Here is a 23519-nt window from a genome sequence, read left to right as displayed (position 1 = left end):
TTGATAATTTATCTGTGCAATATTTATTGTAGATTTTCTGGTGAATCAGTAACCGGTGTTTGTTCGGTTTGTTGCTGTTGTAAATAATTGGCATATAACGCATCAAAATTGACTGGATCTAAATTGATTGGTAGGAATGACCCCTTATTCACTAAACTTGAAATCATCTCTCTGGCATAAGGAAATAGAATATTTGGACAAAATGCCGCTAAACAATGCTGTAATTGCGACCCATTTAATCCTAAAATTGAAAAAATACCCGCTTGAGTGACTTCACAAATATAAGCAACTTGATCGCCTGATTTGGTGGTAACGGTCAAACGTAAAGAGACTTCATAAACATTGTCAACAATTACTTGTGAAGATGTGTTTAGTTCAATATTAACTTCTGGTTGCCATTCTTTAGTAAAAATCTGTGGTACATTTGGTGTTTCGAAGGATATATCTTTGATATAGATACGTTGAATGGAAAAACCATTTTCTTGCTGTTGGTTACTATTTTGCTCTGACATAATAAATCCCTTATTTCCTGTGGTTATTTTATTTATTTGACCAATGGTAAATTTTCACCATTCCAACCTGCGATACCGTCTTTTAACGTAAAGATTTGACTAAATCCTTGTTTTGACAAGATATCTCCTGATTCTGTTGTATTAATGCCATTATCATCAACTAATATTATTGGTGATGCTTTAAATTTTTCAATTTCTTTTATGCTGCCATTTTTAATGTCAATGGGTAAAATATTAATTGAATCAGTGATATGACCTTTACGAAAATTATCTGCAGAACGCAAATCGACCACGACGGCATTTTGATTGTTCATCATCTGTACAGCAAGCAAATTACTAATGCTTTTTACTTTAGATAATTTCATTTTGATACTGATATTGATGAGCATGATAAATAGTACCAGCCATCCTAACGTTAAAATTGGATGTAATTTAAAAAATGGGAAAATCTCATTTACGATATAGTCCATATTAATACGGTTACCTACTATTTTATGAATTAGTTAAATTTAAGTTCAAATTATAGCGATATTATTGCTTGAAATATAGTATTGAATCGAAAAGTATATGATTTTACCTGTGCCATAAATAACGCATTAGCCCAATAGTAATATCATTTTTAAAAATTTAGCCAAAATCTGTTTATTTTTGGAATCAATTTCATTAATAATTCATTTATTTTTCTATGAATAACAAATTTGCATTATATTGGTGCAATTTTCTTAATTCAGTGCAAAAATAGTGCATGCTCATGTGCGTTTTGATGATATAAACTTTTCCATTACACAACAAAAAGCATAATATATAGAAAATTAAATGAGTTATATTAATTTTAGCCGGCAATAAAATTGGCATATTTATTGCTTAATGAATAACAATATTAATTACAAGGGATTAGTTAATAATCCTTATAATTCATTCCCATCATGGAGAAACGACATGTCGATAGAAAAAGTTTTAACAATGATAAAAGAAAATGATGTCAAATTCATTGATTTACGTTTTACAGACACTAAAGGAAAAGAGCAGCATATCACTATTCCAGTTAGTCAAATCGATGCTGATTTTTTTGAAGACGGTAAAATGTTTGATGGTTCTTCCATTGCTGGATGGAAAGGGATTAATGAATCAGACATGGTATTAATGCCAGATGCCTCAACTGCAGTTATTGATCCATTTTATGAAGATATCACCATTAATGTCCGCTGTGATATTTTAGAACCGGCGACATTACAAGGATACGATCGCGATCCTCGTTCAATCGCAAAACGAGCAGAAGAGTTTTTAAAATCATCAGGTATTGCAGATACCGTAATTGTTGGACCTGAACCAGAGTTTTTCTTATTTGATGATGTTCGTTTTGGTACCCCAATGTCAGGTAGCTTTGTTCATATTGATGATATCGAAGCTGCATGGAATAGTGGTAAAAAATACGAAGAAGGTAATAAAGGTCATCGTCCCGGTGTTAAGGGTGGTTATTTTCCCGTTCCGCCGGTTGATTCATCACAAGATATACGTTCACAAATGTGTATCATTATGGAGCAATTAGGATTAGTTGTTGAAGCACATCACCATGAAGTGGCAACCGCCGGTCAAAATGAAATCGCTTGCCGTTTTAATACCTTAACTAAGAAAGCCGATGAAGTGCAAATCTATAAATATGTGGTGCAAAATGTCGCTCATGCTTATGGTAAAACAGCTACCTTTATGCCAAAACCAATGTTTGGTGACAATGGTTCAGGTATGCATTGTCACCAATCTTTAGCCAAAGATGGGGTAAACTTATTTGCTGGTGATAAATATGCTGGATTGTCTGAAATGGCGCTTTATTATATCGGCGGTATCATTAAACATGCTAAAGCGATAAATGCATTTGCTAATGCCACAACCAACTCCTATAAGCGTTTAGTACCAGGATATGAAGCACCAGTTATGTTAGCTTACTCGGCACGTAACCGTTCTGCATCAATTCGTATTCCTGTTGTTAGTAGCCCTAAAGCGCGTCGTATCGAAGTGCGTTTCCCTGATCCAACCAGTAACCCATACTTATCTTTTGCTGCACAATTAATGGCAGGTCTAGATGGAATTATTAATAAAATTCATCCAGGGGATGCAATGGATAAAAACTTATATGATCTCCCTCCTGAAGAATCGAAGTTGATTCCGCAAGTTGCTGGATCGCTTGAAGAAGCGCTTAATGCATTAGATGCTGATCGCGAATTTTTAACACGAGGTAATGTATTTAGTAATGATATGATCGATGCATATATAAAACTAAAAACAGAAGAAGTTGATCGTGTTCGTATGACTCCGCATCCAGTTGAATTTGAACTTTACTATAGTCTTTAATTCTGACTTGATGTGATTCTTTATCCGATTGTGTGTTATCACTGCGCACAATTCGGATATTAATTTTTGTTATCGTTATTTAGGGAGGCAAATTTTGGTTGTTGAAAGTCTATCCGAAACTGATGCCATCTTGAATACATTACTTACTAATATTTTGTTACTAGATAATCAACTAAATATTATTTACGCTAACACTGCAGCACAACAGCTTTTAGCACAAAGCACTAAAAAACTGTATGGTGGTTATTTTCCTGATTTATTAAGTTATACTTCGTTAGATATTTCACTAATGAATACTGCGTTATCACAAGGACAAGGGTTCACTGATAACGAAGTCAATATTGTGATTAACGATCAGCTATCTGTTTTGTCACTCACTGCTCAACCATTTGCAAACGATAGAATTCTGATCGAAATGACACCGTTAAATAATCATAAGCGCTTATCACAAGAACAATTACAGCATGCCCAACAAACGGCAGCCCGTGATTTAGTTCGTGGGCTTGCGCATGAAATCAAAAATCCGCTCGGTGGATTAAGAGGTGCCGCACAATTATTATCTCGAGAATTACCTAATAATGAACTTCAAGAATATACTCAGGTTATTATTGAGCAAGCCGATCGTTTAAGAAACTTAGTCGATAGATTATTAGGACCACAACAACTATTACAACAAAAGGTACTTAATATTCATCAAGCACTGGAAAGAACATACGCATTATTAAAGTTAGAAAAACCTGATAATATTGCTATCATTCGTGATTATGACCCAAGCTTACCTGAACTTTCACACGATCCAGAACAACTTGAACAAGTTATTATCAATATCATACGCAATGCCCTACAATCGTTAGATACTCAAGCAAATGGTATGATTACTATTCGTACCCGTACTGCTTTTCAAGTCACCATCCACGGAACGCGTTATCGGTTATGTGCACGTATTGATATTGAAGATAACGGACCTGGCGTTCCGGTCCATTTGCAAGATACTCTTTTTTACCCCTTAGTCAGTGGCCGACAAAATGGTTCTGGTTTAGGACTATCCATTGCTCGCAATATTATTGATCAACATCATGGCAAAATTGACTTTATCAGTTGGCCAACCCATACCGAATTTTCTATCTATCTGCCTATACGTTAATAAGGAGTTATGTTATGAATTATCAAGTCAACATTAACAAAAATCTTCATTATCCGCAGCAAGAGGCAGCATTTTCTCAATCACAAAAAGAAGTATGGGTGATTGATGATGATAAATCAATTCGTTGGGTACTTGAAAAAGCGCTTAATCAAGCAGGCTTTCATTGTACGAGTTTTGAAAATGGTAAAATTGCCTTAAATACTTTGCAAAGTAGTCAGCAAAAACCTGCAGTATTAATTTCTGATATTAAAATGCCGGAGATTGATGGTTTAACCTTACTTAAATACATTAAAGAGTATTACTCAGCTTTGCCGGTGATTATTATGACAGCCCATTCTGATCTGGATGCTGCAGTAAATGCTTATCAAAAAGGCGCTTTTGATTATATACCCAAACCTTTTGATGTTGATGAGGTTGTGCATTTAGTACAACGTGCCATTGTACATAATCAAAAAAATCAGGCTGCAGAACACCTAAACAGCAAAACCAGTACGGGTATTATTGGCGAAGCACCCGCCATGCAAGATGTATTTAGAATTATTGGTCGTTTATCAAAATCATCAATTAGTGTACTGATCAATGGTGAATCAGGGAGTGGTAAAGAATTGGTCGCGAAAGCTTTACATACACACAGCCCACGTCCGCATGCTCCCTTTATTGCTCTAAATATGGCTGCAATCCCTAAAGATCTTATTGAAGCAGAATTATTTGGCCATGAAAAAGGTGCTTTTACCGGTGCTAATCAAGTCAGACAAGGGCGCTTTGAACAAGCTAATGGTGGCACGCTATTTTTGGATGAAATCGGTGATATGCCGTTAGATGTACAAACTCGCCTGTTAAGAGTATTAGCAGATGGTCAATTTTATCGTATTGGTGGCTATTCACCGGTTAAAGTGGACGTGAGAATTATTGCTGCTACACATCAAAATCTAGAATCACGCGTAAAAGAAGGTAAATTCCGAGAAGATTTATTTCACCGATTAAACGTAATTCGCATTGTGCTACCTTCATTAAGGGAACGGGTAGAAGATATTCCTGCACTTACACATCACTTTTTACAAATTATCGCCAAAGAACTTGGCGTTGAGGCCAAAGTGCTAGCTCCAGAAACATTAACCATATTAGCAAAACTCAATTGGCCGGGAAATGTACGACAGCTGGAAAATCTTTGCCGTTGGTTAACAGTTATGGCTTCAAGCAAAGAAGTGTTACCACAAGATTTGCCCCACGATTTGTTATTAAATTCCACTATTGCTAATTCAGAATCACAAAGTAATCCCCTTACTGATCAACCATTAGTGCTTAGCAATAATACACCAGAATGGCAACAATGCCTTCGCCAATGGACAAAGCAGGCTTTCAAAAATGGAGAAGACAATATTTTGCCAGATATAACTTATAATATTGAAAAAATTTTACTGGAATGTGCGCTCGAATTTACCCGTGGTCATAAACAAGATGCAGCTAAATTATTGGGTTGGGGAAGAAATACCTTAACTCGAAAAATTAAGGAGTTGAATATTAATGTTAAATAAGTTATTTGATCACTTCTCGTTGAAAATTATAGTCATTTTTTAAGCTTTTTAATTTAAATACAAATAGCAGTGATAGTTAAAAAAATTCTTATTTTACTGGACATTAGCATATAAACATTGCTATTTTAGTATAAATAACATTCTAGTTATTAATGATTTTTTATCAAATGCAAATTAAGGTTAAATAAGGAGATTTATTATGGCTAAAGCTGCATCTTCAACAAAATCGGCAGCTAAAACTGCACCAAAGTCCACCGCAAAAAAATTAGCACCTGCAAAAGTTGAAAAAGCTAAAAAATTGCAGCAATCTTCAATTCTATTTCCAACTGATCTTGGCGAAAAGGCATCTAAAGAGATATCTGCAGCGATGAATTCAGTTTTAGCTGATGTATTTGCACTCTATTTAAAAACCAAAAATTTTCATTGGCATGTCAGTGGACCACATTTCCGTGATTATCACTTAATGTTAGATGATCATGGTGAAGAGCTATTTGCGATGACTGATCCTATTGCCGAACGCGTACGTAAATTGGGCGGCACAACGTTGCGTTCAATTGGTCATATTTCGAAGTTACAAAGTATTTCCGACAACAATGCAGATTTTGTTGAACCATCTGATATGTTAGCGGAATTATGTCAGGATAATATCAAATTAACAGCCCGTATGCGTGTCGCTCATGATATTTGCGATAAATATAATGACACTGCAACAGCAAGCTTAATTGAAGAATGGATTGATCAAACTGAAAAACGTGCTTGGTTTTTATTTGAGACTGGACGTAAGATGGATTCATCAGGTCATTAATTACATTTATTCATCGCCACTTAACGTGGCGATTTTTTTGGCTGTTTTATTTTATAGAAGGATAGATTGAATATGAATAAAACCATCGCTGTACTTGTTGGTAGTTTACGTAAAGATTCATATAATCTTAAAGTAGCTAAGGTATTAGAACATTTAGCACCAAGTACGCTTACACTTAAAATAATTCAAATTGGTGATTTACCTTTATATAATGAAGATATTGATACTGATAACCCACCCGCTAGTTACACACGATTTAGGCAAGAACTAATGACATGTCAAGGCGTCATATTTGTCACCCCAGAATATAATCGTTCTGTACCTGCTGTTATCAAAAATGCCATTGATGTGGGGTCGCGTCCTTATGGTAAAAGTGTATGGGGTAAAAAACCAGCAGCCATTATTTCAGTATCACCTGGTGCAATAGGTGGATTTGGTGCCAATCACCATTTGCGTCAATCACTCGTATTTTTGGATATGCCAACAATGCAACAGCCTGAAGCATATTTTGGCGGTGTAGCTAATGTATTTGATGAAAACGGTAATATTGCTGATAAGAGTAAAAGCTTTTTACAACAATTTATTGATGCTTATGCTGCTTGGGTTCAAAAAACGGCTTAATGGGTTGTCATAATTCATTATATCTGAACTTCTAAAACCATTCCGATATTATTAATTTCGTATCGGGTATTCACTCCCGATACCACAACCATGATATGGTAAAACCAAAAAATTATTTTTTAAAGTTTAGTGTCATCGCTCAATGTTATTAATCGTGCTACCATAATTTAATGTAAGAACCTTTTAGCTATAATAGTTAATGCGCTAAAATACCTCAATATTAGATGCCATTGTGGGCAAATTATTTCAAATAAAATAATATTATGAACATACAGTCTCCTCCTAAAAATGAACTTGAATTGATGCAGCGTGCACGGTTAATTGCGGGATATAATTTAAGTGATGTCGCCAATAGGATGTCGTTAACGGTGCCGCAAAACTTACAAAAACAAAAGGGCTGGGTTGGCATGTTACTTGAATGTTATTTAGGGGCCAATGCTGGGAGTAAAGCTGAACAAGATTTTGCCCATTTAGGTATTGAATTGAAAACATTACCGGTTAATCGCTATGGCTATCCATTAGAGACGACATTTGTAAGTGTTGCGCCTTTGGTGGCCAATCATGGAATTACATGGGAAACAAGTCATGTTAAAAATAAACTTAGTAAAGTATTATGGATTCCTGTTGAAGGAGAAAGAGCGATTCCTTTAGCCTTACGTCGAATTGGGATGCCAATATTATGGCAACCAACTGCTAAGCAAGAATTACAACTCAAAAATGACTGGCAGGAATTGATGGATATGATTGTGCTAGGTAAAATAGAACGCATTACTGCCCGCCAAGGTCAATATCTACAAATTAGACCTAAAGCAGCTAATGGTAAAGCATTAACGCCAGCATACAATGAAAATGGCGAGCTAATTATGACTCGCCCAAGAGGATTCTATTTAAAAAAACCGTTTACTGCTCAGATCCTGTCGGATTTTCTGGTACAGATTCATCCACAACAGTCATTTTAATAATGTAAACAGGTTCAACAGGGACGTTTTGATGTGGACCTTTACGGGTGGTTTTAACATTAACGATCTGATCGACAACATCCATACCTTTGATTACTTTACCAAACACAGCATAACCAAAAACTTCGGGTGACTGATAATTAAGATAATTATTATTTACGACATTAATAAAAAATTGGTTTGCAGCACTATCAATCGCACTCGTTCTCGCCATGGCGATAGTACCACGATCATTTTTTAGTCCGTTGTTCGCTTCATTTTTGATTGGAGCGTGTGGTTGAGGAAAATTTAATTCTTTATCTGCACCACCACCTTGGATCATAAAACCAGGAATCACTCGGTGGAAGGTTAAACCGTCATAAAATTTTTCATTAACATATTCAAGGAAATTTTTCGTTGTGAGTGGTGCATTTTGACTATCTAACTCAATCTCAATATCGCCCATACTCGTTTGCATTAACACTTTGGTATCAGCAAGAGCGAAACCAGAAAGTAGTGATATTACAGCTGATAAAACAATTATTTTTATTTTTTTCACAATTTCACATCCTTCAATTGATTCTTATATTATAGAGACTTGTTTAACGATAAATTAGTTTTTTAAGAAAATTGAAAAATTATTATTCGCACCAAGTTCTCAAATTTACTATATATAATACCAATACCCAATTCGTTTGACTAGAATGATTTCAATGAGTTCACAGTAAAACCATAAAAATATTAAAAAGAGGTATCTTTGCGTTGTATAATTTGTCAATTGCCGCTCAGATTGAGCTGGGGTATTTGTAGTCAATGTTATCATTATTTACCAAAATTAATTTCGGTTTGTCATAGATGTGGATTACCGCTTTTTCCTGTTACGAAACCTTGTCATCATTGTGATAAATTAAAACCTAATTGGGATAATCTTATTGCTGTTGCCGATTTTGTACCACCTTTTACTAAATTAATCTATCGATTTAAACTTAATGATCATCCTGAATTGGCTTACCCTTTGGCACGAATGATGATGTTAGCATGGTTAGCTGCTCGTAATGAAACCGGAATACGTAAACCTGATATTATTACCTGCATACCACTTCATCAACGCCGTTATTGGTCTCGTGGTTATAATCAATCAGAATTATTGGCTAAAATAATTAGTCATTGGTTAAATAAACACTTCCAACCATATTTGATCAAACGTCAAAAACAGACCTACGATCAGAAAACTTTGTCTAAACAACAACGCAAAGATAATATTGTTAATGTATTTAGTTGTCAAACATCGCTCCAAGGTAAATCGATTGCAATTATTGATGATATTGTTACGACGGGGCATACCATCCGTGCCGCATGTAAGGTATTACGCCAACAAGGTGTACAACATATACAGATCATCTGTTTGTGTCGCACAAGCTTGTAAAAGCAAAAACAACCCTTATAATAGTTGATTAAACATATCAACTATTTATTGTCGTTTGGCTGATTACGTTATAGCCAGTGGTAATAGTGAACGCTCAGGTAAAATTTATGTCAATTATCACAATACAAGATGCAGCACAAATGCATTTTAGAAATTTATTAAGCAAACAGGCTGAAGGAACTCAAATTCGGGTTTTTGTGATAAATCCAGGAACACCAACCGCTGAATGTGGTGTATCGTACTGTCCACCAGATAGTATTGAAGATACCGATATTGAAGAAAAATTTAATGGTTTTTCCGTTTATATTGATGAAATTAGTGCGCCATTTCTTGAAGAAACCGTCATTGATTATGTGACAGATGAATTAGGTTCTCAACTTACTTTGAAAGCTCCCAATTCAAAAATGCGCAAAGTGGCGGATGATGCTCCCTTAATTGAACGGGTTAATTACTTGATTCAATCACAAATTAATCCGCAGTTAGCTAGCCATGGTGGGCATGTTAATTTAGTAGAAATCACTGAAGATAATTACGTTGTACTTCAATTCGGTGGCGGATGTAATGGTTGTTCAATGGTTGATATCACTTTAAAAGAAGGCATTGAAGCACAAATCATGACTGAATTTGCAGAAATAAAAGGGGTGCAGGATTTAACTGACCACCAAGCTGGTAGTCATTCTTATTGTTAATAAATTAATTAAATATTTTTCTTTTCTTATACCAATAGTTACGGCATAATCCAAAAGATTTACTGCATAATTAATGGAATACTATGAATCAAATAAATATTATAACTGATTTAATAAAATGGATTGAAAAAAATCTTGAACAACCTTTGTCCATTGACCATGTGGCCGAAAAATCGGGTTATTCAAAATGGCATTTGCAAAGAATGTTTAAGAAGGTGACTGGGCAAATTTTAGGAACCTATATTCGTCATCGTCGTCTTACTCATGCAGCACTAGCATTACGTCTGACGAGTAAACCAATACTTGATATTGCCATGCAATATCGTTTTGATTCGCAACAAACTTTTACCCGTTCTTTTAAAAAACAATTTAATGTTACGCCAGCAACTTATCGACGTAATGATTTATGGAATCCTAGCGGATTGACCCCGCCAATTGAATTACAGAAAAATCATCTTTCGATTCCAGAACCAACTTTTTTAACGCTACCCGAGCAAGAATTTTGGGGTATTACTTATAAGAATAATTGTGATTTGAATACCTTTATTAATGAAAATGTGGCATTTCGCAAGCAATTTTTTAATGATTATTTAGCAAAAACACTAAGTAAAAAGAAAGTGATACCGGACAAAATTTATTCGCTTAGTTGCTTAGTCAAAAGTAAAGATAAAGATCGTCAAGATGAACAAGAATTGCTATATAGCATAGCAATCGATGATCAAAGTATTTCATCAGAAAATGTTGAACGCATAGTCTGTCCTGGTGGCTTATATCTATGTTTTAAATATATTGGCGCACCAGCTGGTTTTATTGATTTCCTATCGCAAATTTATTTTTCAGCTATACCACTATTAAATGTCCAATTGCGCCGAGGAAAAATTATTGAAATTTACAGTAATCACAATCAATTAACCAAATTAGATAATATTACTGACATTAACGTTATAGAATGCGATTATTGTATCCCCATTGTGCATAAATGAAAAATGAATACCTAATAGCTGCTAACGTTGTTTTTTATTGGATTAGCGTCAATAATTTTTCTTGATTATTAACGCTGTTCTAAAAGGTTTTTTTCGATCCAAGCGCGAAAATTGGGGGAGACCTCTTTAAGGGAATTGGATCCGCGTGTTACTGTGGCAATGCCAATACCAAGTTGATCTTTTAACTGCCGTTGGTTAATAGAGCCATCAAGTAAAGCATATATAATTTTTACTCGGGTAATTAAAGCATTTCGTTCATCTGGGGTTAAAAGTAATTTTAATACATCATATTGATAATTATTGTTAAAAGCCTGCTGTAAAAAATCTACCGTTTTTTGCCAATCGTCTTTTTCCATTTTACTCTCTTAAAAAATCATTAAATTAAAAAAATTTACTATAAACATTTGATTTAATCTCTGTCTAATAATGGGCCGAATGATTAAAAGAATTAATTATTCAATAATGCATTTAATGAGTCATGTAAACTATCATTTATTTATCGCATTATGGTAATTTTGGGTTAATTCATTAGTATTCAATATTACAGACGGCTTTTGATTTAAAATTAATTGATAAATATAATCATAAACCAACACATTTTTAACATAATTTCGTGTTTCTGTAAAAGGGATGCTTTCAATAAAAGCCACTGCATCCAAATCATTAGCTATTTCCTGTAACCAACGGTTGAGACGATTTGGTCCAGCATTATAGGCTGCGGAAGCTAATATTCTATTTTTATTAAACAATTGATAAACATAATCTAAATAATAGCTACCAAGTTGAATATTGATCAGGGGATCATAAAGTTGCGTAGCATTTTTATATTCTTTCAAAGCCACTTTTTTCGCACTATCTTTAGCTGTTGCCGGCATTAATTGCATCAATCCTTTGGCTCCACTTGGTGATTGTACGGTTGGATCTAATGCACTTTCCTGACGCGCAATAGCTAAAGCAAAGGATAATGATATAGCTTTATCTTGCGTAAATTTATGAAACAATTTGCGATAAACTATTGGAAAGCGTTCTTGCCAATTATCCCATAATTTACCAATAATGGTTGCTTGAATACTATGTTCACCCCATCCACGTAAATAAGCATAACGAGCAATTGCAGCATAGTGCTTTGAATTACTTTTATCCTGAAGAAAATATCGCCACTCGGCAATAGCTTCAGAGAGATTGTCCCAATAACGAAGTTCCTCAATACGTTGTATAACTGGTAATTTAGCATATTGATCGACCAAGCGTGCTAATTCTATTTTTGGCGAAGCATTAGCTATTACCGGATATTCAAAGTTAAAATGATATTTTTGTTTTAGTTTTTGGGCGCTATACATTGCATAAAAACCGCGCCCTTTAGCTAAACCTTGTAAAATCTTTTTTGCCTCGTCATTTTGATTATTGTTAGTTAAAATAACAGCTTGCCAATAACGCCATTCATCTTTTTGTTTATCTGTTTCTGGTAAAAGATTTAGCCAATATGCCACTTGATCTAACTGATTATTTTTTAACGCAAGTCGAATCCGTTTTTCGACTAACTGCGTATCACCATGTAAACTAATAAAATGGTCACGCCAATTAATCTGTTCTTCTATAGCTGATGCATTAAAATAATTCAAAGCGATGCTTTTTTGTAATTGAATTACCTGTTCTTCTGATAAATTCTGTTGTTGTTTTATTGTGGGTAGTAGTGATGTTGCTAAGTCTGTATTATTATTAGCCAATCTTGCAAATGATAGTATGACAACCTTTTTACTAAAAGGTGTAGCAGTAATATTTTTGGCAAAATCGGCAAGATTTTGTGGATTTTTAAGTACTGCTAATAGATTCTTTTTTAATGTATTGTAATTATCTGGAAGTTGCTCAGTTAGATAAGATGCTAATTTAATATTGTTTTTGCTAAGTGCCAACTCAATTCGCTGCAAAATAAGATTAGCCGTTTTGGCACCGGTTTTTTCCCATTCAGTGAAAAGAGGATCACATGCTGAAGGTAAATCATTAGCTGATAGCCACAATCTCTGTACATTAACGAAGGCTTTATCTGGCTGATTGAGCTGGGAAAGCGCATATTTATAACGACAATTTGACGCCAAGGATTTATCGATCGGTAATTCAATAATTTTTTGCCATTTTTTTTGTTGGGTTAGCATCTCAATATAGGATTGCATTAAGGATGATGACAATGGAAAATCGTGATTTTTTTTGATAAACATCTGAATTTCATCAGATGATATCGTACTCAAATGAGCCTTAAGATATTGGTATTGTGCATAAGGATAAAGAGGATAATCTTTTAATGCTGCAAGCTGTTCAAGTTGTTTTGAATCATTCCAAGTGGTGTATTTAGTTTGCCATTCTTTATATAATGATCGTTGTTGATGGATTGATGAGCCAGCAACAGCAGTGATCGAATAACTCAGACTAGACAATAAACATATTAATACTGTACCAAAACTTCTCAGACTCATTTTATTACTTCTCGTTAGAAAATTAAATTAATAATTAGACTTTAGCAGTCTAACATATCCTATTTTTATTATCATTTAACTTGGCAACTAATCGATTTTTCTGATAAAAAATCGAATAATTTTATAAAAAGACGAAATAAATGAGAGAGAAATATTGCAATATTTTCAAAATACTATATTATAGTCGCAACTTTGACGCGGGGTGGAGCAGCTTGGTAGCTCGTCGGGCTCATAACCCGAAGGTCGTTGGTTCAAATCCAGCCCCCGCAACCAATTCTTCTTTATTACGTCTATATTCTCTATCCCAATTTTTATGCTCCATAAAATGTTGATATTATTTTAAGTAATATACGTTGATTGTTATATAAACTGAACATAGATAATATTTCTTTAATATATTTTAAAAGTGTATTAAAATCAACAACTTAATTGTTGGGAATGGGTCGGTATGACCCATACTTATTTTGTTAAACTAACTTAAGCGGATACTTTAACAGTGGGGTGTTTAGGAATTGTAAATAACGAAGCGACAGCCTCATGGATTCGTCGAGCGATCAAGGAATTATTCATGGTGTATAAGTGTACGCCATCGACATCTTGGGAGACTAAGTCTACCACTTGATCAATCGCATAGGCAATCCCAGCATCACGGAATGCCTCGGGATGATGTTCATATTTCTCCATCATTTGTTTAAACTTCTTCGGTAAATTCACGCCACAAATAGCAATCATTCTTTCGATCTGTTTTTTATTTACGACAGGCATAATCCCTGCTTCCATCGGTACATGAATTCCCATATCAGCAGCTTTGTCACGAAAGACATAAAAATAATCATTATCGAAAAATAACTGTGATATCAATTGATCGGTACCCGCATCTACTTTTTCTTTAAGATTAATTAAATCTTGTTTTACAGTTACGGCTTCAGTGTGGCCTTCCGGATAACATGCACCAATAATATTAAAATCGCCATGTTGCTTAATAAATGAAACTAATTCACTGGCATAGCGGAAATCTTGTTTTGGTTTTACATCCGGGGTGATATCACCCCGTAAAGCCAAAATATTATCAATACCGGCTAATTTCAGCTGTTCAATGAGTGTTATCATTTCTTCTTTGCTAAAATTAATACTTGGTAAATGCGCTACACTTTCAATACCATAAGTATGTTTAACTGCATGGGCAATATTAATGGTCGTTTCGCCGTTTAAGCTGCCCCCAGCACCGTATGTTACACTGATAAAATCAGGTTTAAGATGACCCAATTCCCGCAGTGTACCGTAAATCGATGCGAGTGGTGAGGTCTTCTTAGGTGGAAAAACCTCAAACGACAATACAGTTTTATCTTTGAATAACTGATTAACTTTCATTTTTATAACTCCAAGCGCACATCCTGAGTGGCTTTTACTAAATTAGTTAAGCTCGCAATGACTTCTGATTCACCACGGGTTTTCAAACCACAATCTGGATTAATCCATAGCTTTGACTTATCGATTTTTGCTAACAGTTTTTCAATTACCTGACGAATTTCGTCAACAGAGGGAACTCGTGGTGAGTGAATATCATATACACCAGGTCCGACTTCAGTTTTGAAATGATTCGCTTTTAATACATCAATTAATGATAAATTGGAACGTGAGGCTTCAAACGAAATAACATCTGCATCCATATCATCAATTTCTTTGATAATATCGTCAAATTCGCTGTAACACATATGGGTATGAATTTGTGTGGTCGGTTTCACTTTTCGGTGAACTAAACGGAATGCTGGAATCGCCCAATCTAAATATTCACTATGCCAGTCAGCTTTACGCAATGGTAGCTTCTCTTTTAATGCCGCTTCATCAATTTGGATAATATTGATACCCGCCTTTTCTAAATCAAGTACTTCATCGGCAATGGCTAAACCAATTTGGAATACCGAGTCTTTATAAGAAATATCTTCACGTGGAAATGACCAGTTTAAAATGGTGACCGGACCGGTTAACATGCCTTTTACAGGTTTATCTGTCAAACTTTGTGCGTATTGCGAATAAGCAACTGTTATTGGTTTTGAACGTGAGATATCTCCCCAAATGATTGGAGGTTTAACACAACGTGTTCCATAAGATTGTACCCAAGCTTTTTCGGTAAATACAAAACCATTTAAGCTTTCACCAAAATATTCCACCATATCATTCCGTTCAAATTCACCGTGCACTAACACATCTAAACCAATTTTTTCTTGTAACGTAATACAATCAGCAATTTTTTGTTGATTGAACGTCGTGTATTGTTCAAGTGTAATTTCACCTTTCTTAAATTTAGCACGATTTAAACGAACATCACTGGTTTGTGGAAATGAACCGATAGTTGTTGTTGGTAACAGTGGTAATTTTAACGCTTGCTTTTGTAGTGCTTCACGTTCAGTAAACACCGGCAAACGAACAAAATCTTGCGCTGTTAAGGCGGCAACTTTATCACGGATTGTTTGATTAGTGCCTTCTCTTTCACGTGTAAATAATGTTTGATTAGATTGATAATTTGCATGCTGTTTTGGATTTTTTTGTGTTACTAATTCACCTAATTCCGCCAATTCTTGCAGTTTTTCTTGAGCAAACGTGAAATAAGCTTTTTGTGCAATCGTTAATTTTGTTTCATTTTGTAACGTGTAAGGTACATGTAACAGTGAACATGAGGTATTAATCACAATGTTTTGTGTAATAGATTGAATTTGCTCAAGCAGTGCTAATGTTTTTGCATAGTTATTACGCCAAATATTTTTACCATTTACTACACCGGCAAATAACAGTTTATCTTGTGGAAAACCCTGTTTTTTTACCAAATCTAAGGTTAATTTACCTTCGACAAAATCTAAACCAATGGCATCAAACGGTAAATTAATCACTTGCTGATAACAATCGCGTATATCACCAAAGTAGGTTTGTAATAACACCTTAACTTGTTTATCAGCTAAAAGTGTTTGATAAATGTTTTCAAAACATTGGATATCTTGTTGAGTTAGATCAGTCACTAGAATCGGTTCATCAATTTGGACTAAACTGGCACCCAATTGTGCGAAATTATGTAAAATATCTTGATATGCTTTGACAACTGCTGCCACATAAGTTTGGTAAGTTTGCCCTTTTGGTCGTTTAGCTAATTTTAATAAAGTGAGTGGACCAATAATTACCGGTTTAGTGTCAATTCCCAATTGTTTGGCTTCTAAATATTCATTGAACGGTTTTTTACCCACTAATTTAATTTCGGTGTCTTCTTCGATTTCAGGTACTAAATAATGATAATTAGTGTTAAACCATTTTTTCATAGCCAGTGCATGCACATCACCTTTATCACCTTGATAACCACGCGCCATGGCAAAATATTGATCGAGTTCAGCTAAACCTAATTGTTGATAACGTTTCGGGATGATATTAAGTAAACATGCTGTATCGAGTACCGCATCATAAAAAGAGAAATCATTAGAAGAAATATAACGAATGTTAGATTGTTTTTGATCTTGCCAGTGAGTTTTACGTAATGATTGTGCTAAATCAAGTAATTCATTTTGACTTTTATCACCTTTAAAATACCCTTCAATTGCAAATTTAAGTTCTCGTAATTTACCGATTCTTGGATAACCAATAACAGATGTAGCCATATTTATTTCCTTAATTAATTGATTAATTTTTGTCTTTAATTAAAGATAACAAATATATTTGTTATTGAATAATTCTATTTAATTATTATTTGATATAGTTATTTTCTATAACTAATGACACAACACGGCGTGAGTTGAGACTGTCTTGGATTAATTTTGCAATGAAAGGTCAGTAAAATTTGCCAAAATACCTAAATTATTTTTTTCGTAATTTAATATACTCTTTGATTCCTTCAAATATCGCCTTAGCCATTTGATTTTGGAAGGTTGCTGTTTTCAATTTTTTCTCTTCATTAAGATTACTGATAAATGCCGTTTCAACTAAGACTGAAGGCACATCAGGGGCTTTCAATACTGCAAATCCAGCTTTTTCAACCCGACTATTATGTAACGTACTAACATTTTTCATTTTACTTAATATAGCGTTTCCCAAAATTAAGCTATTACTTTTAGTAATTGTTTGCACTAAATCTAAAATCGTATGATCTAAATAGTGATCACCACTACGACTTACACCACCGATTTCATCAGCTTCATTCTGGGTCTGAGCTAAATAATTAGCAGCCGAGCTACTGGCGCCTTTAGTTGACAAAGCAAAAACCGAAGAACCGCGAACACTACGTTTAATAAAAGCATCAGCATGGATCGAAATAAACAGATCAGCACGTAATGCGCGTGCTTTTTCAACCCGCACAATTAAAGGTAAAAACACATCTTCATTACGGGTCATATGTACAGCGATATTTTTTTCCTTTTTCAATAAATCACGTAATCGGCGAGCAATCTGTAATACGACATCTTTTTCACGGGTTTTATAGTAACCTATTGCGCCAGGATCTTCGCCACCATGACCAGGATCTAAAACCACAATAATTTTATTTTTATCTTTTTGAATCGTTGTTGTCACCGGCGGCTCATTGTCATCTAATTGTCCTTTATTAAATTCATTTAAAAGTGCTAATAAAGGATCATCATCTCCAGTATTATTTTGAGCAGGGTAAAGGTCAATAACCAGACGATTTTTAAATTCTGAAATCGGTTTTAAGGTAAATAAATTAGGTTTGATATCTTGTTTTAATTCAATCACTAACCTTACCGTTTTAGCATCAAATTGACCAACACGTATCAATTTAATATAAGGATCATCTGTTTTCACCAAGGTGGAAATATTGCGAAATGTGGCATTAAGGTTGAGATCATCAATATCAATAACTAAACGCTTGGGATTAGTTAACATATATTGCTTATACGTTAACGCCGTATTTGATTCTAATGTCACTCGTGTATATGTTGATGAAGGCCATACCCGTACAGCAACCATTTGTGCGGGAGCGGCAAAACCAACACGCGTGGCAGATAATAAACAAACGGCAGCGATACCTTTTACTAATAATCGTCTGGTTGGATTGAATGAAGCGGGCATAACATCACATACAAAATCTATTCATTGTTCTGGCGACTATCATATCATAAAACATGATTTGAGGATAATTAAGAAACGAAAAGGGATACCAGGCAATGTGTTAAATAAGTTTTTTTAGGAAATTATGTAGAAACAATCGGTTATTATCTATTGTAACACATTGAACAAAAATTTCTTAAAAAGTGTTAAATATTTCACATTCTAATGGCAAAAATACAATATTTAACATGTTACCCATGTCGGAGTTAGTGGCTCAAGCTAGCACTTTAATACCCCCGCTGGCGCCCACGACCAAGAGTTCTTTAGGTGACTTCCTTCAGTTCAGCGATTTTACTAATCAACCTCCGCGTATCGTATATCCTATATGCTTACAGTTTATTTAGCATTCATGCCGAATACTCTATGACAATCGCTGTACTAGGTAGTCCGCAAGTGAGAAAGCTAAATAGTATTATATAACCAATTGATTAATAATTAAAAATAAGTTGCAAAACTACCTTGACCTGACCCCTGCGCTGCAGAACGCAGGAGCATAAGGGGGTCGTTTAAAAACCTTCGGCAGTCTGAGCGCAACTTTGTATGTATTGCGCTGTTGCTTATAAGGTGAAACAAACAGTGCGATAAGCGAGAGAATAACCTGCACAAAATCATTAATAATAACGGTCGGTTATTAAAATGTTAGCTAGTAAGTCTTTTGGCTTCAATGACGTCTGGCAGTTGTGCTAATTTATTTAATACCCGTGTGATTGCTTCTTGATTATTGACTTGCATATCAATATCCATTGTTGCGACTTGTCCTTTTGCATCGAGTCGGCTGGAAAAGCCTAAAACATTCACCTTTTCATTAGCAACAATCGTGGTGATATCACGTAATAAACCGCTACGATCATTAGCAATCACTCTCACTACCATGGTATAGCTACTAAATGTATTGCTATTCCATGTTGCATTAACAATCCGTTCTGGTGCATGTTGTTTTAAATCAATTAATTGCTCACAATCGGCACGATGAATTGAAATCCCTCTACCTAATGTGACAAAACCAACGATCTCATCACCAGGAATAGGTCGACAACATTTCGCCATAATAATCATTAAATTGCCTATACCTTCAATAATAATTTCACTGTTGTTTTTCTTACTGTTTTTATTTAGGTTATTGGTTTTTTGTGTGATTTGTTTTAATGCAGCCTGATCTTCTTCTTCGGCAGTTGGTTTATTAAATTGCGCATTAATGTAATTGACTAATTGATTAATACGAATATCGCCACTGCCAATCCCGGCTAACACTTCTTCAAAAGTGTGAGCGTTGTAACGATTTATTAGCAGTTTATCGACATCTTTCAAATTTAACTCTAATGGTATTAATTCTGATTCAAGTATATCTTTACCTGTCGCAATATTTTTTTCGCGATCTTGTTTTTTAAACCAAGCTTGAATTTTAGCTCGGGCTCGGCTACTGTTGACAAAACCAGTATTTGGGTTTAACCAGTCACGACTTGGATTAGGGTGTTTTTGGGTAATTACTTCAATCTCATCCCCCATTTTCAATTGATAAGTAAATGGCACAATCCGTCCACCTACTTTGGCACCAATACAACGGTGCCCAACATCGCTATGAATATGGTACGCAAAATCAAGTGGTGTTGATCCAGTCGGTAAATCGACAACATCGCCTTTTGGCGTGAAAACATATACCCGATCATCGAAAACCTGGCTGCGGATTTGCTCTTGAATTTCACCGTTTTCTGACATCTCTTGTTGCCAGGCCAACAGTTTTCGCAACCAAGTAATTCGTTGGTCATAAGCTGTCATTTTATCGGTACTGCCTTCTTTATATTTCCAGTGGGCAGCAACACCTAATTCGGCATCATTATGCATTTGCTCAGTGCGAATTTGAATTTCAATGGTTTTGTCTTGCGGTCCATAGATAACAGTATGAATTGATTGATAGCCATTTGGTTTGGGATTGGCAACATAATCATCAAATTCTTTAGCTATATGTTTATATTGGCTATGAACAATACCTAATGCGGCGTAACAATCTTCAACTCTATCACAAATAATTCTTACAGCTCGGATATCGTAAAGTTGTTCAAAGGATAAGTGTTTACGTTCCATTTTACGCCAAATACTGTAAATGTGTTTTGGTCGACCGTAAACTTCAGCACGAATATGGTCTTGATCCATCATGTTTTGTAAATTTGCCACAAAATCATGAATATATCGTTCACGATCAAGTCGTTTTTCTTTTAAGTTTTTCGCAATGGTACGATAATCATCGGGATGTAAATAACGGAAACAAAAATCTTCAATTTCCCATTTTAATTGACCGATACCTAAGCGATTAGCTAACGGCGCATAAATATTGAAACACTCTTTTGCTGCCAGAATTTGTTTTTCGCGAGGTTCATTAATCAATTTTCGTAAATAGGTAATACGCTCTGCCAGTTTAATAATCACACTACGGTAATCGTTGACCATTGCTAATAGCATGCGACGGATGCTATCAATCTGTTCAAGTGTTGCCGTACCATTACGAATTGCACTTAATTGGCGAATACCTTTCATACGAATAATACTGGTCACTAAATGTAAGATTTCACGATCAAACTCTTCATTGATATCTTCATGGCGAATGATTTTAGCATCTAAAAAAGGGAAAACTAATGCGGCACATAAGCTATCAATGTCCATATTAAGCTTAGATAAAATTTCCACCATCTCAATCGCATATTGAAAATAGGCACTTTGCTCAGGTGAGCCAGCACTATGCTCAAAACAAAAATCCCATATCGACTTAAACTTGATATACGATTTTGAATTGGTTAAACATAAGATTTGTTTAGCCCATTGCTCAACATCAAATTGTTCTAACGCAATAAGCTCGTTACTGTATTGATGTGCTTCTCGTATTGATACCATTAGTTGTGTTCCTTATTTTATGAACAGTAGCATCGACTCAATATGCTTAGTTTGTGGAAACATATCTAAAATTGAAGCTTTCATAATTTGATAACCGGCTTCAATTAGTTTTTTACTGTCTCTGACTAGCGTTGCCGGATTACAGGATATATAAACAATATGGCTTGGTTGATGTGCAATAATTTTATCCATTATCGGGTAAGCGCCAGCACGAGCAGGGTCAAGTAATATCTTATTAATGTCAGCCGTGAACCAAGATGGTTGGTTAGTTACTTCATCTAAATTACTGACAAAAAAATCGACCTCGGCTAATAAACTTTGCTGATTTAATATAGCATTATGCTTAGCTTTTTCAACTAGAGCCGGAACGCCTTCTACGCCAATGACTTTTTGGCAACGCTTCGCCAACGGTAATGAAAAATTACCCATGCCACAAAAGAGATCTAATACCTGATCGGTTGGCTGTAGATCAAGCCAATTAAGTGCTTGAGCTATCATCTGACGATTGATTTCGCTATTAACTTGAATAAAATCCAGCGGACTAAATGTCAAAGTTAAGCCATCAATGTCATAATAGTGCATCTGAGGACCGCTATAGTGAACTAATGATTCCCCCAAAAGATACAAGCTAAGCGCATGTTGTTTGGCAAAGGTGACTAAGGTGGTGATATCTTGATCAGAAAATGGTTTGATATGCCGCAAAATTATCATGCTTCCGCTTTCAGTATGGAGCAGTTCTATATGTCCGAATGCTTTTTTATCCTTTAAATGGGTTAAACAATTTTTTAATGGTATCAATAAATGTTCTAATTCTGGCACTAATACTGGGCACATTTTTATATCGACAATTTGATTTGATTCAACTTGTCTAAATCCCATCCATAACTGATTTTTTTGCCACATTACTGCTAAACGTGCACGACGACGATAATGATAGGGCGTTGCTGCAATAACATTAATGTTTGTTGTTTCCAGTGTGTAATCGGCCTCTTTTTTTAGTAGATTCGCTAAGGCTTGAGCTTTAACATCGTGTTGTAATTGCTCTGGAATATGTTGCATTTCACAGCCACCGCACCTTTGATAATGGTTACATTGCGGTGTTATACGTTGCGGACTTTTACGTTGATATTGTATAACACTAGCTTTTGCAAACTGCTTTTTATCTTCGGTCAATTTTGCTTTGACTTGTTCTTGAGGTAATGCATTTTTGACAAATACTGTTTTACCATGATAATCAGCAATACCTTGCCCAAACGCATCAAGGGCATGAATTGTCACATCGATTGTTTTGGATGAAACTGTTTTTTTAGGTGGTGAATAAAATAAAACCATAGCAATTCTACTTAACTAACACGTTTTAATAATGCCTGCTTGACATGAATTGGTACTAAACCACTAATGTCGCCATGATGAAGCGCCACTTCTTTGACAATGGTTGAGGAAATAAATCCTGTTACCAGTGAAGGCATCAAGAAGATAGTATCTAAATCAGGTTTTAAGCTGCGATTCATTTCTGCTAATTGTCGCTCATATTCAAAATCATAAGTAGTACGTACGCCTCGCACCAATACTGTAGCTTGATGTGCTTTAGCAAAATCAGCCATTAGATTAGCATAGCCAATGACTTCGACATTCGCTAAATGTGCAAGTGAATTTTCTGCCAATTCAACCCGTTCATTCAAGGTAAATAGAGTCTTTTTATTGGGACTTTCTGCTACGGCAACAATTAAACGTGGAAATAACAACGCTGTCCGGGTAATTAAATCAATATGACCATTAGTTATAGGATCAAATGTACCCGGAAAAATGGCTGTTGATGCTGTTTTCATTAGTGAACCTACATTAAATCAAAAATATCTGCCACATATCATACCGAAAATGTGGCTAAATTGTTAGCATCTGTCTAAGATATCGATTCAATAGATCTTGTGCCATAACGATGACTGATTTTGCTATAGCTCTCTCAATTTCTCTATTTAGTTTACGTAGATGGATGTACATAATTAAGATTAATCGATGGATTTAATGTCAAACATATTGCGATTAGTTATCTGTAA

20 protein-coding genes and 1 tRNA gene are annotated in these 23519 nt (G+C 35.0%); 10 read left to right on the top strand and 11 right to left on the bottom strand.

The genetic code is table 11. The features are described from left to right. Positions 1-23 precede the first annotated feature (23 nt). Both secB and JMI89_RS02640 read right to left on the bottom strand, forming a co-directional pair. Positions 24-512: a protein-export chaperone SecB gene (gene secB / locus JMI89_RS02645; protein WP_187756375.1), complete on the bottom strand. Its 489-nt coding sequence runs from the start codon at positions 510-512 to the stop codon at positions 24-26. Between the two features lie 32 nt (positions 513-544). Beyond that, positions 545-982: a rhodanese-like domain-containing protein gene (locus JMI89_RS02640; protein ID WP_187756376.1), complete on the bottom strand. Its 438-nt coding sequence runs from the start codon at positions 980-982 to the stop codon at positions 545-547. 469 nt (positions 983-1451) lie between these two features. Between JMI89_RS02640 and glnA the strand changes: the two genes are divergently transcribed. The 6 genes from glnA (at position 1452) to mutH (ending at position 7925) form a co-directional block, all read left to right on the top strand. Then, positions 1452-2861, top strand: a complete 1410-nt coding sequence (glnA, locus tag JMI89_RS02635; protein WP_187756377.1) for a glutamate--ammonia ligase — start codon at positions 1452-1454, stop codon at positions 2859-2861. 94 nt (positions 2862-2955) lie between these two features. Further along, positions 2956-4005 (top strand): nitrogen regulation protein NR(II), encoded by a 1050-nt coding sequence (gene glnL / locus JMI89_RS02630; protein ID WP_187756378.1) that lies wholly within the window; start codon positions 2956-2958, stop codon positions 4003-4005. 14 nt (positions 4006-4019) lie between these two features. Further along, positions 4020-5540: a nitrogen regulation protein NR(I) gene (glnG, locus tag JMI89_RS02625; RefSeq protein ID WP_187756379.1), complete on the top strand. Its 1521-nt coding sequence runs from the start codon at positions 4020-4022 to the stop codon at positions 5538-5540. A 199-nt stretch (positions 5541-5739) separates the two neighbouring features. Continuing rightward, a complete protein-coding gene (locus JMI89_RS02620; protein WP_187756380.1) occupies positions 5740-6345 on the top strand; it encodes a Dps family protein in 606 nt (201 codons plus the stop codon). 72 nt (positions 6346-6417) lie between these two features. Then, the gene (locus JMI89_RS02615; RefSeq protein ID WP_281382633.1) at positions 6418-6966 is read left to right on the top strand and encodes an NADPH-dependent FMN reductase; all 549 of its coding nucleotides are present in this window, start codon (positions 6418-6420) and stop codon (positions 6964-6966) included. A gap of 263 nt (positions 6967-7229) precedes the next feature. Beyond that, positions 7230-7925, top strand: coding sequence for a DNA mismatch repair endonuclease MutH (gene mutH / locus JMI89_RS02610; RefSeq protein WP_187756382.1), 696 nt, complete (start codon positions 7230-7232; stop codon positions 7923-7925). Here mutH and JMI89_RS02605 read toward each other — a convergent pair. Further along, positions 7867-8466: a peptidylprolyl isomerase gene (locus tag JMI89_RS02605; protein ID WP_370633703.1), complete on the bottom strand. Its 600-nt coding sequence runs from the start codon at positions 8464-8466 to the stop codon at positions 7867-7869. The genes mutH and JMI89_RS02605 overlap by 59 nt on opposite strands. Positions 8467-8661: 195 nt before the next feature. Here JMI89_RS02605 and JMI89_RS02600 point away from each other — a divergent pair, with 195 nt between their 5' ends. From JMI89_RS02600 to robA, 3 genes are all read left to right on the top strand, one after another. After that, the gene (locus JMI89_RS02600; RefSeq protein WP_187756383.1) at positions 8662-9330 is read left to right on the top strand and encodes a phosphoribosyltransferase family protein; all 669 of its coding nucleotides are present in this window, start codon (positions 8662-8664) and stop codon (positions 9328-9330) included. Between the two features lie 113 nt (positions 9331-9443). Continuing rightward, entirely contained in the window at positions 9444-10019 is a 576-nt protein-coding gene (nfuA, locus tag JMI89_RS02595) for a Fe-S biogenesis protein NfuA (protein WP_343066791.1), read from the top strand. An 83-nt stretch (positions 10020-10102) separates the two neighbouring features. Then, the gene (robA, locus tag JMI89_RS02590) at positions 10103-11002 is read left to right on the top strand and encodes an MDR efflux pump AcrAB transcriptional activator RobA (RefSeq protein ID WP_187756385.1); all 900 of its coding nucleotides are present in this window, start codon (positions 10103-10105) and stop codon (positions 11000-11002) included. A gap of 68 nt (positions 11003-11070) precedes the next feature. Here robA and trpR read toward each other — a convergent pair whose 3' ends face one another. Together trpR and sltY are read right to left on the bottom strand one after the other, a co-directional pair. Next, entirely contained in the window at positions 11071-11358 is a 288-nt protein-coding gene (gene trpR, locus JMI89_RS02585; RefSeq protein ID WP_187756386.1) for a trp operon repressor, read from the bottom strand. 132 nt (positions 11359-11490) lie between these two features. Beyond that, positions 11491-13473 carry a murein transglycosylase gene (gene sltY / locus JMI89_RS02580; protein WP_187756387.1) on the bottom strand — a complete coding sequence of 661 codons (1983 nt, stop codon included), beginning with the start codon at positions 13471-13473 and terminating at the stop codon, positions 11491-11493. A gap of 196 nt (positions 13474-13669) precedes the next feature. On the opposite strand from sltY, the gene JMI89_RS02575 reads away from it, so the two are divergent. Next, positions 13670-13746, top strand: a tRNA-Met gene (locus tag JMI89_RS02575). A gap of 204 nt (positions 13747-13950) precedes the next feature. Here JMI89_RS02575 and metF read toward each other — a convergent pair. From metF to coaD, 6 genes are all read right to left on the bottom strand, one after another. After that, positions 13951-14844 (bottom strand): methylenetetrahydrofolate reductase [NAD(P)H], encoded by an 894-nt coding sequence (gene metF / locus JMI89_RS02570; protein ID WP_187756388.1) that lies wholly within the window; start codon positions 14842-14844, stop codon positions 13951-13953. A 2-nt stretch (positions 14845-14846) separates the two neighbouring features. Continuing rightward, entirely contained in the window at positions 14847-17114 is a 2268-nt protein-coding gene (metE, locus tag JMI89_RS02565; RefSeq protein ID WP_187756389.1) for a 5-methyltetrahydropteroyltriglutamate--homocysteine S-methyltransferase, read from the bottom strand. Between the two features lie 196 nt (positions 17115-17310). Beyond that, positions 17311-18537, bottom strand: coding sequence for an N-acetylmuramoyl-L-alanine amidase (locus JMI89_RS02560; protein WP_187756390.1), 1227 nt, complete (start codon positions 18535-18537; stop codon positions 17311-17313). A gap of 678 nt (positions 18538-19215) precedes the next feature. Next, complete coding sequence (relA, locus tag JMI89_RS02555; protein ID WP_187756391.1) at positions 19216-21462, bottom strand: GTP diphosphokinase; 2247 nt, start codon at positions 21460-21462, stop codon at positions 19216-19218. A gap of 12 nt (positions 21463-21474) precedes the next feature. After that, positions 21475-22794: a 23S rRNA (uracil(1939)-C(5))-methyltransferase RlmD gene (rlmD, locus tag JMI89_RS02550; RefSeq protein WP_187756392.1), complete on the bottom strand. Its 1320-nt coding sequence runs from the start codon at positions 22792-22794 to the stop codon at positions 21475-21477. An 11-nt stretch (positions 22795-22805) separates the two neighbouring features. Beyond that, on the bottom strand, positions 22806-23291 hold the full coding sequence (coaD, locus tag JMI89_RS02545; RefSeq protein ID WP_187756393.1) for a pantetheine-phosphate adenylyltransferase: 486 nt from the start codon (positions 23289-23291) through the stop codon (positions 22806-22808). Positions 23292-23519 lie beyond the last annotated feature (228 nt).

This window comes from Frischella sp. Ac48 (assembly GCF_019641635.1).
GTDB lineage: Bacteria > Pseudomonadota > Gammaproteobacteria > Enterobacterales > Orbaceae > Frischella > Frischella japonica.
This window is presented reverse-complemented; position numbering and strand designations above follow the sequence as displayed.

Coding starts and splice junctions, on each gene's coding strand:
- secB (WP_187756375.1), bottom strand. CDS start 512: ATGTCAGAGCAAAATAGTAACCAACAGCAAGAAAATGGTTTTTCCATT.
- JMI89_RS02640 (WP_187756376.1), bottom strand. CDS start 982: ATGGACTATATCGTAAATGAGATTTTCCCATTTTTTAAATTACATCCA.
- glnA (WP_187756377.1), top strand. CDS start 1,452: ATGTCGATAGAAAAAGTTTTAACAATGATAAAAGAAAATGATGTCAAA.
- glnG (WP_187756379.1), top strand. CDS start 4,020: ATGAATTATCAAGTCAACATTAACAAAAATCTTCATTATCCGCAGCAA.
- JMI89_RS02620 (WP_187756380.1), top strand. CDS start 5,740: ATGGCTAAAGCTGCATCTTCAACAAAATCGGCAGCTAAAACTGCACCA.
- JMI89_RS02615 (WP_281382633.1), top strand. CDS start 6,418: ATGAATAAAACCATCGCTGTACTTGTTGGTAGTTTACGTAAAGATTCA.
- mutH (WP_187756382.1), top strand. CDS start 7,230: ATGAACATACAGTCTCCTCCTAAAAATGAACTTGAATTGATGCAGCGT.
- robA (WP_187756385.1), top strand. CDS start 10,103: ATGAATCAAATAAATATTATAACTGATTTAATAAAATGGATTGAAAAA.
- trpR (WP_187756386.1), bottom strand. CDS start 11,358: ATGGAAAAAGACGATTGGCAAAAAACGGTAGATTTTTTACAGCAGGCT.
- sltY (WP_187756387.1), bottom strand. CDS start 13,473: ATGAGTCTGAGAAGTTTTGGTACAGTATTAATATGTTTATTGTCTAGT.
- metF (WP_187756388.1), bottom strand. CDS start 14,844: ATGAAAGTTAATCAGTTATTCAAAGATAAAACTGTATTGTCGTTTGAG.
- metE (WP_187756389.1), bottom strand. CDS start 17,114: ATGGCTACATCTGTTATTGGTTATCCAAGAATCGGTAAATTACGAGAA.
- JMI89_RS02560 (WP_187756390.1), bottom strand. CDS start 18,537: ATGCCCGCTTCATTCAATCCAACCAGACGATTATTAGTAAAAGGTATC.
- relA (WP_187756391.1), bottom strand. CDS start 21,462: ATGGTATCAATACGAGAAGCACATCAATACAGTAACGAGCTTATTGCG.
- rlmD (WP_187756392.1), bottom strand. CDS start 22,794: ATGGTTTTATTTTATTCACCACCTAAAAAAACAGTTTCATCCAAAACA.
- coaD (WP_187756393.1), bottom strand. CDS start 23,291: ATGAAAACAGCATCAACAGCCATTTTTCCGGGTACATTTGATCCTATA.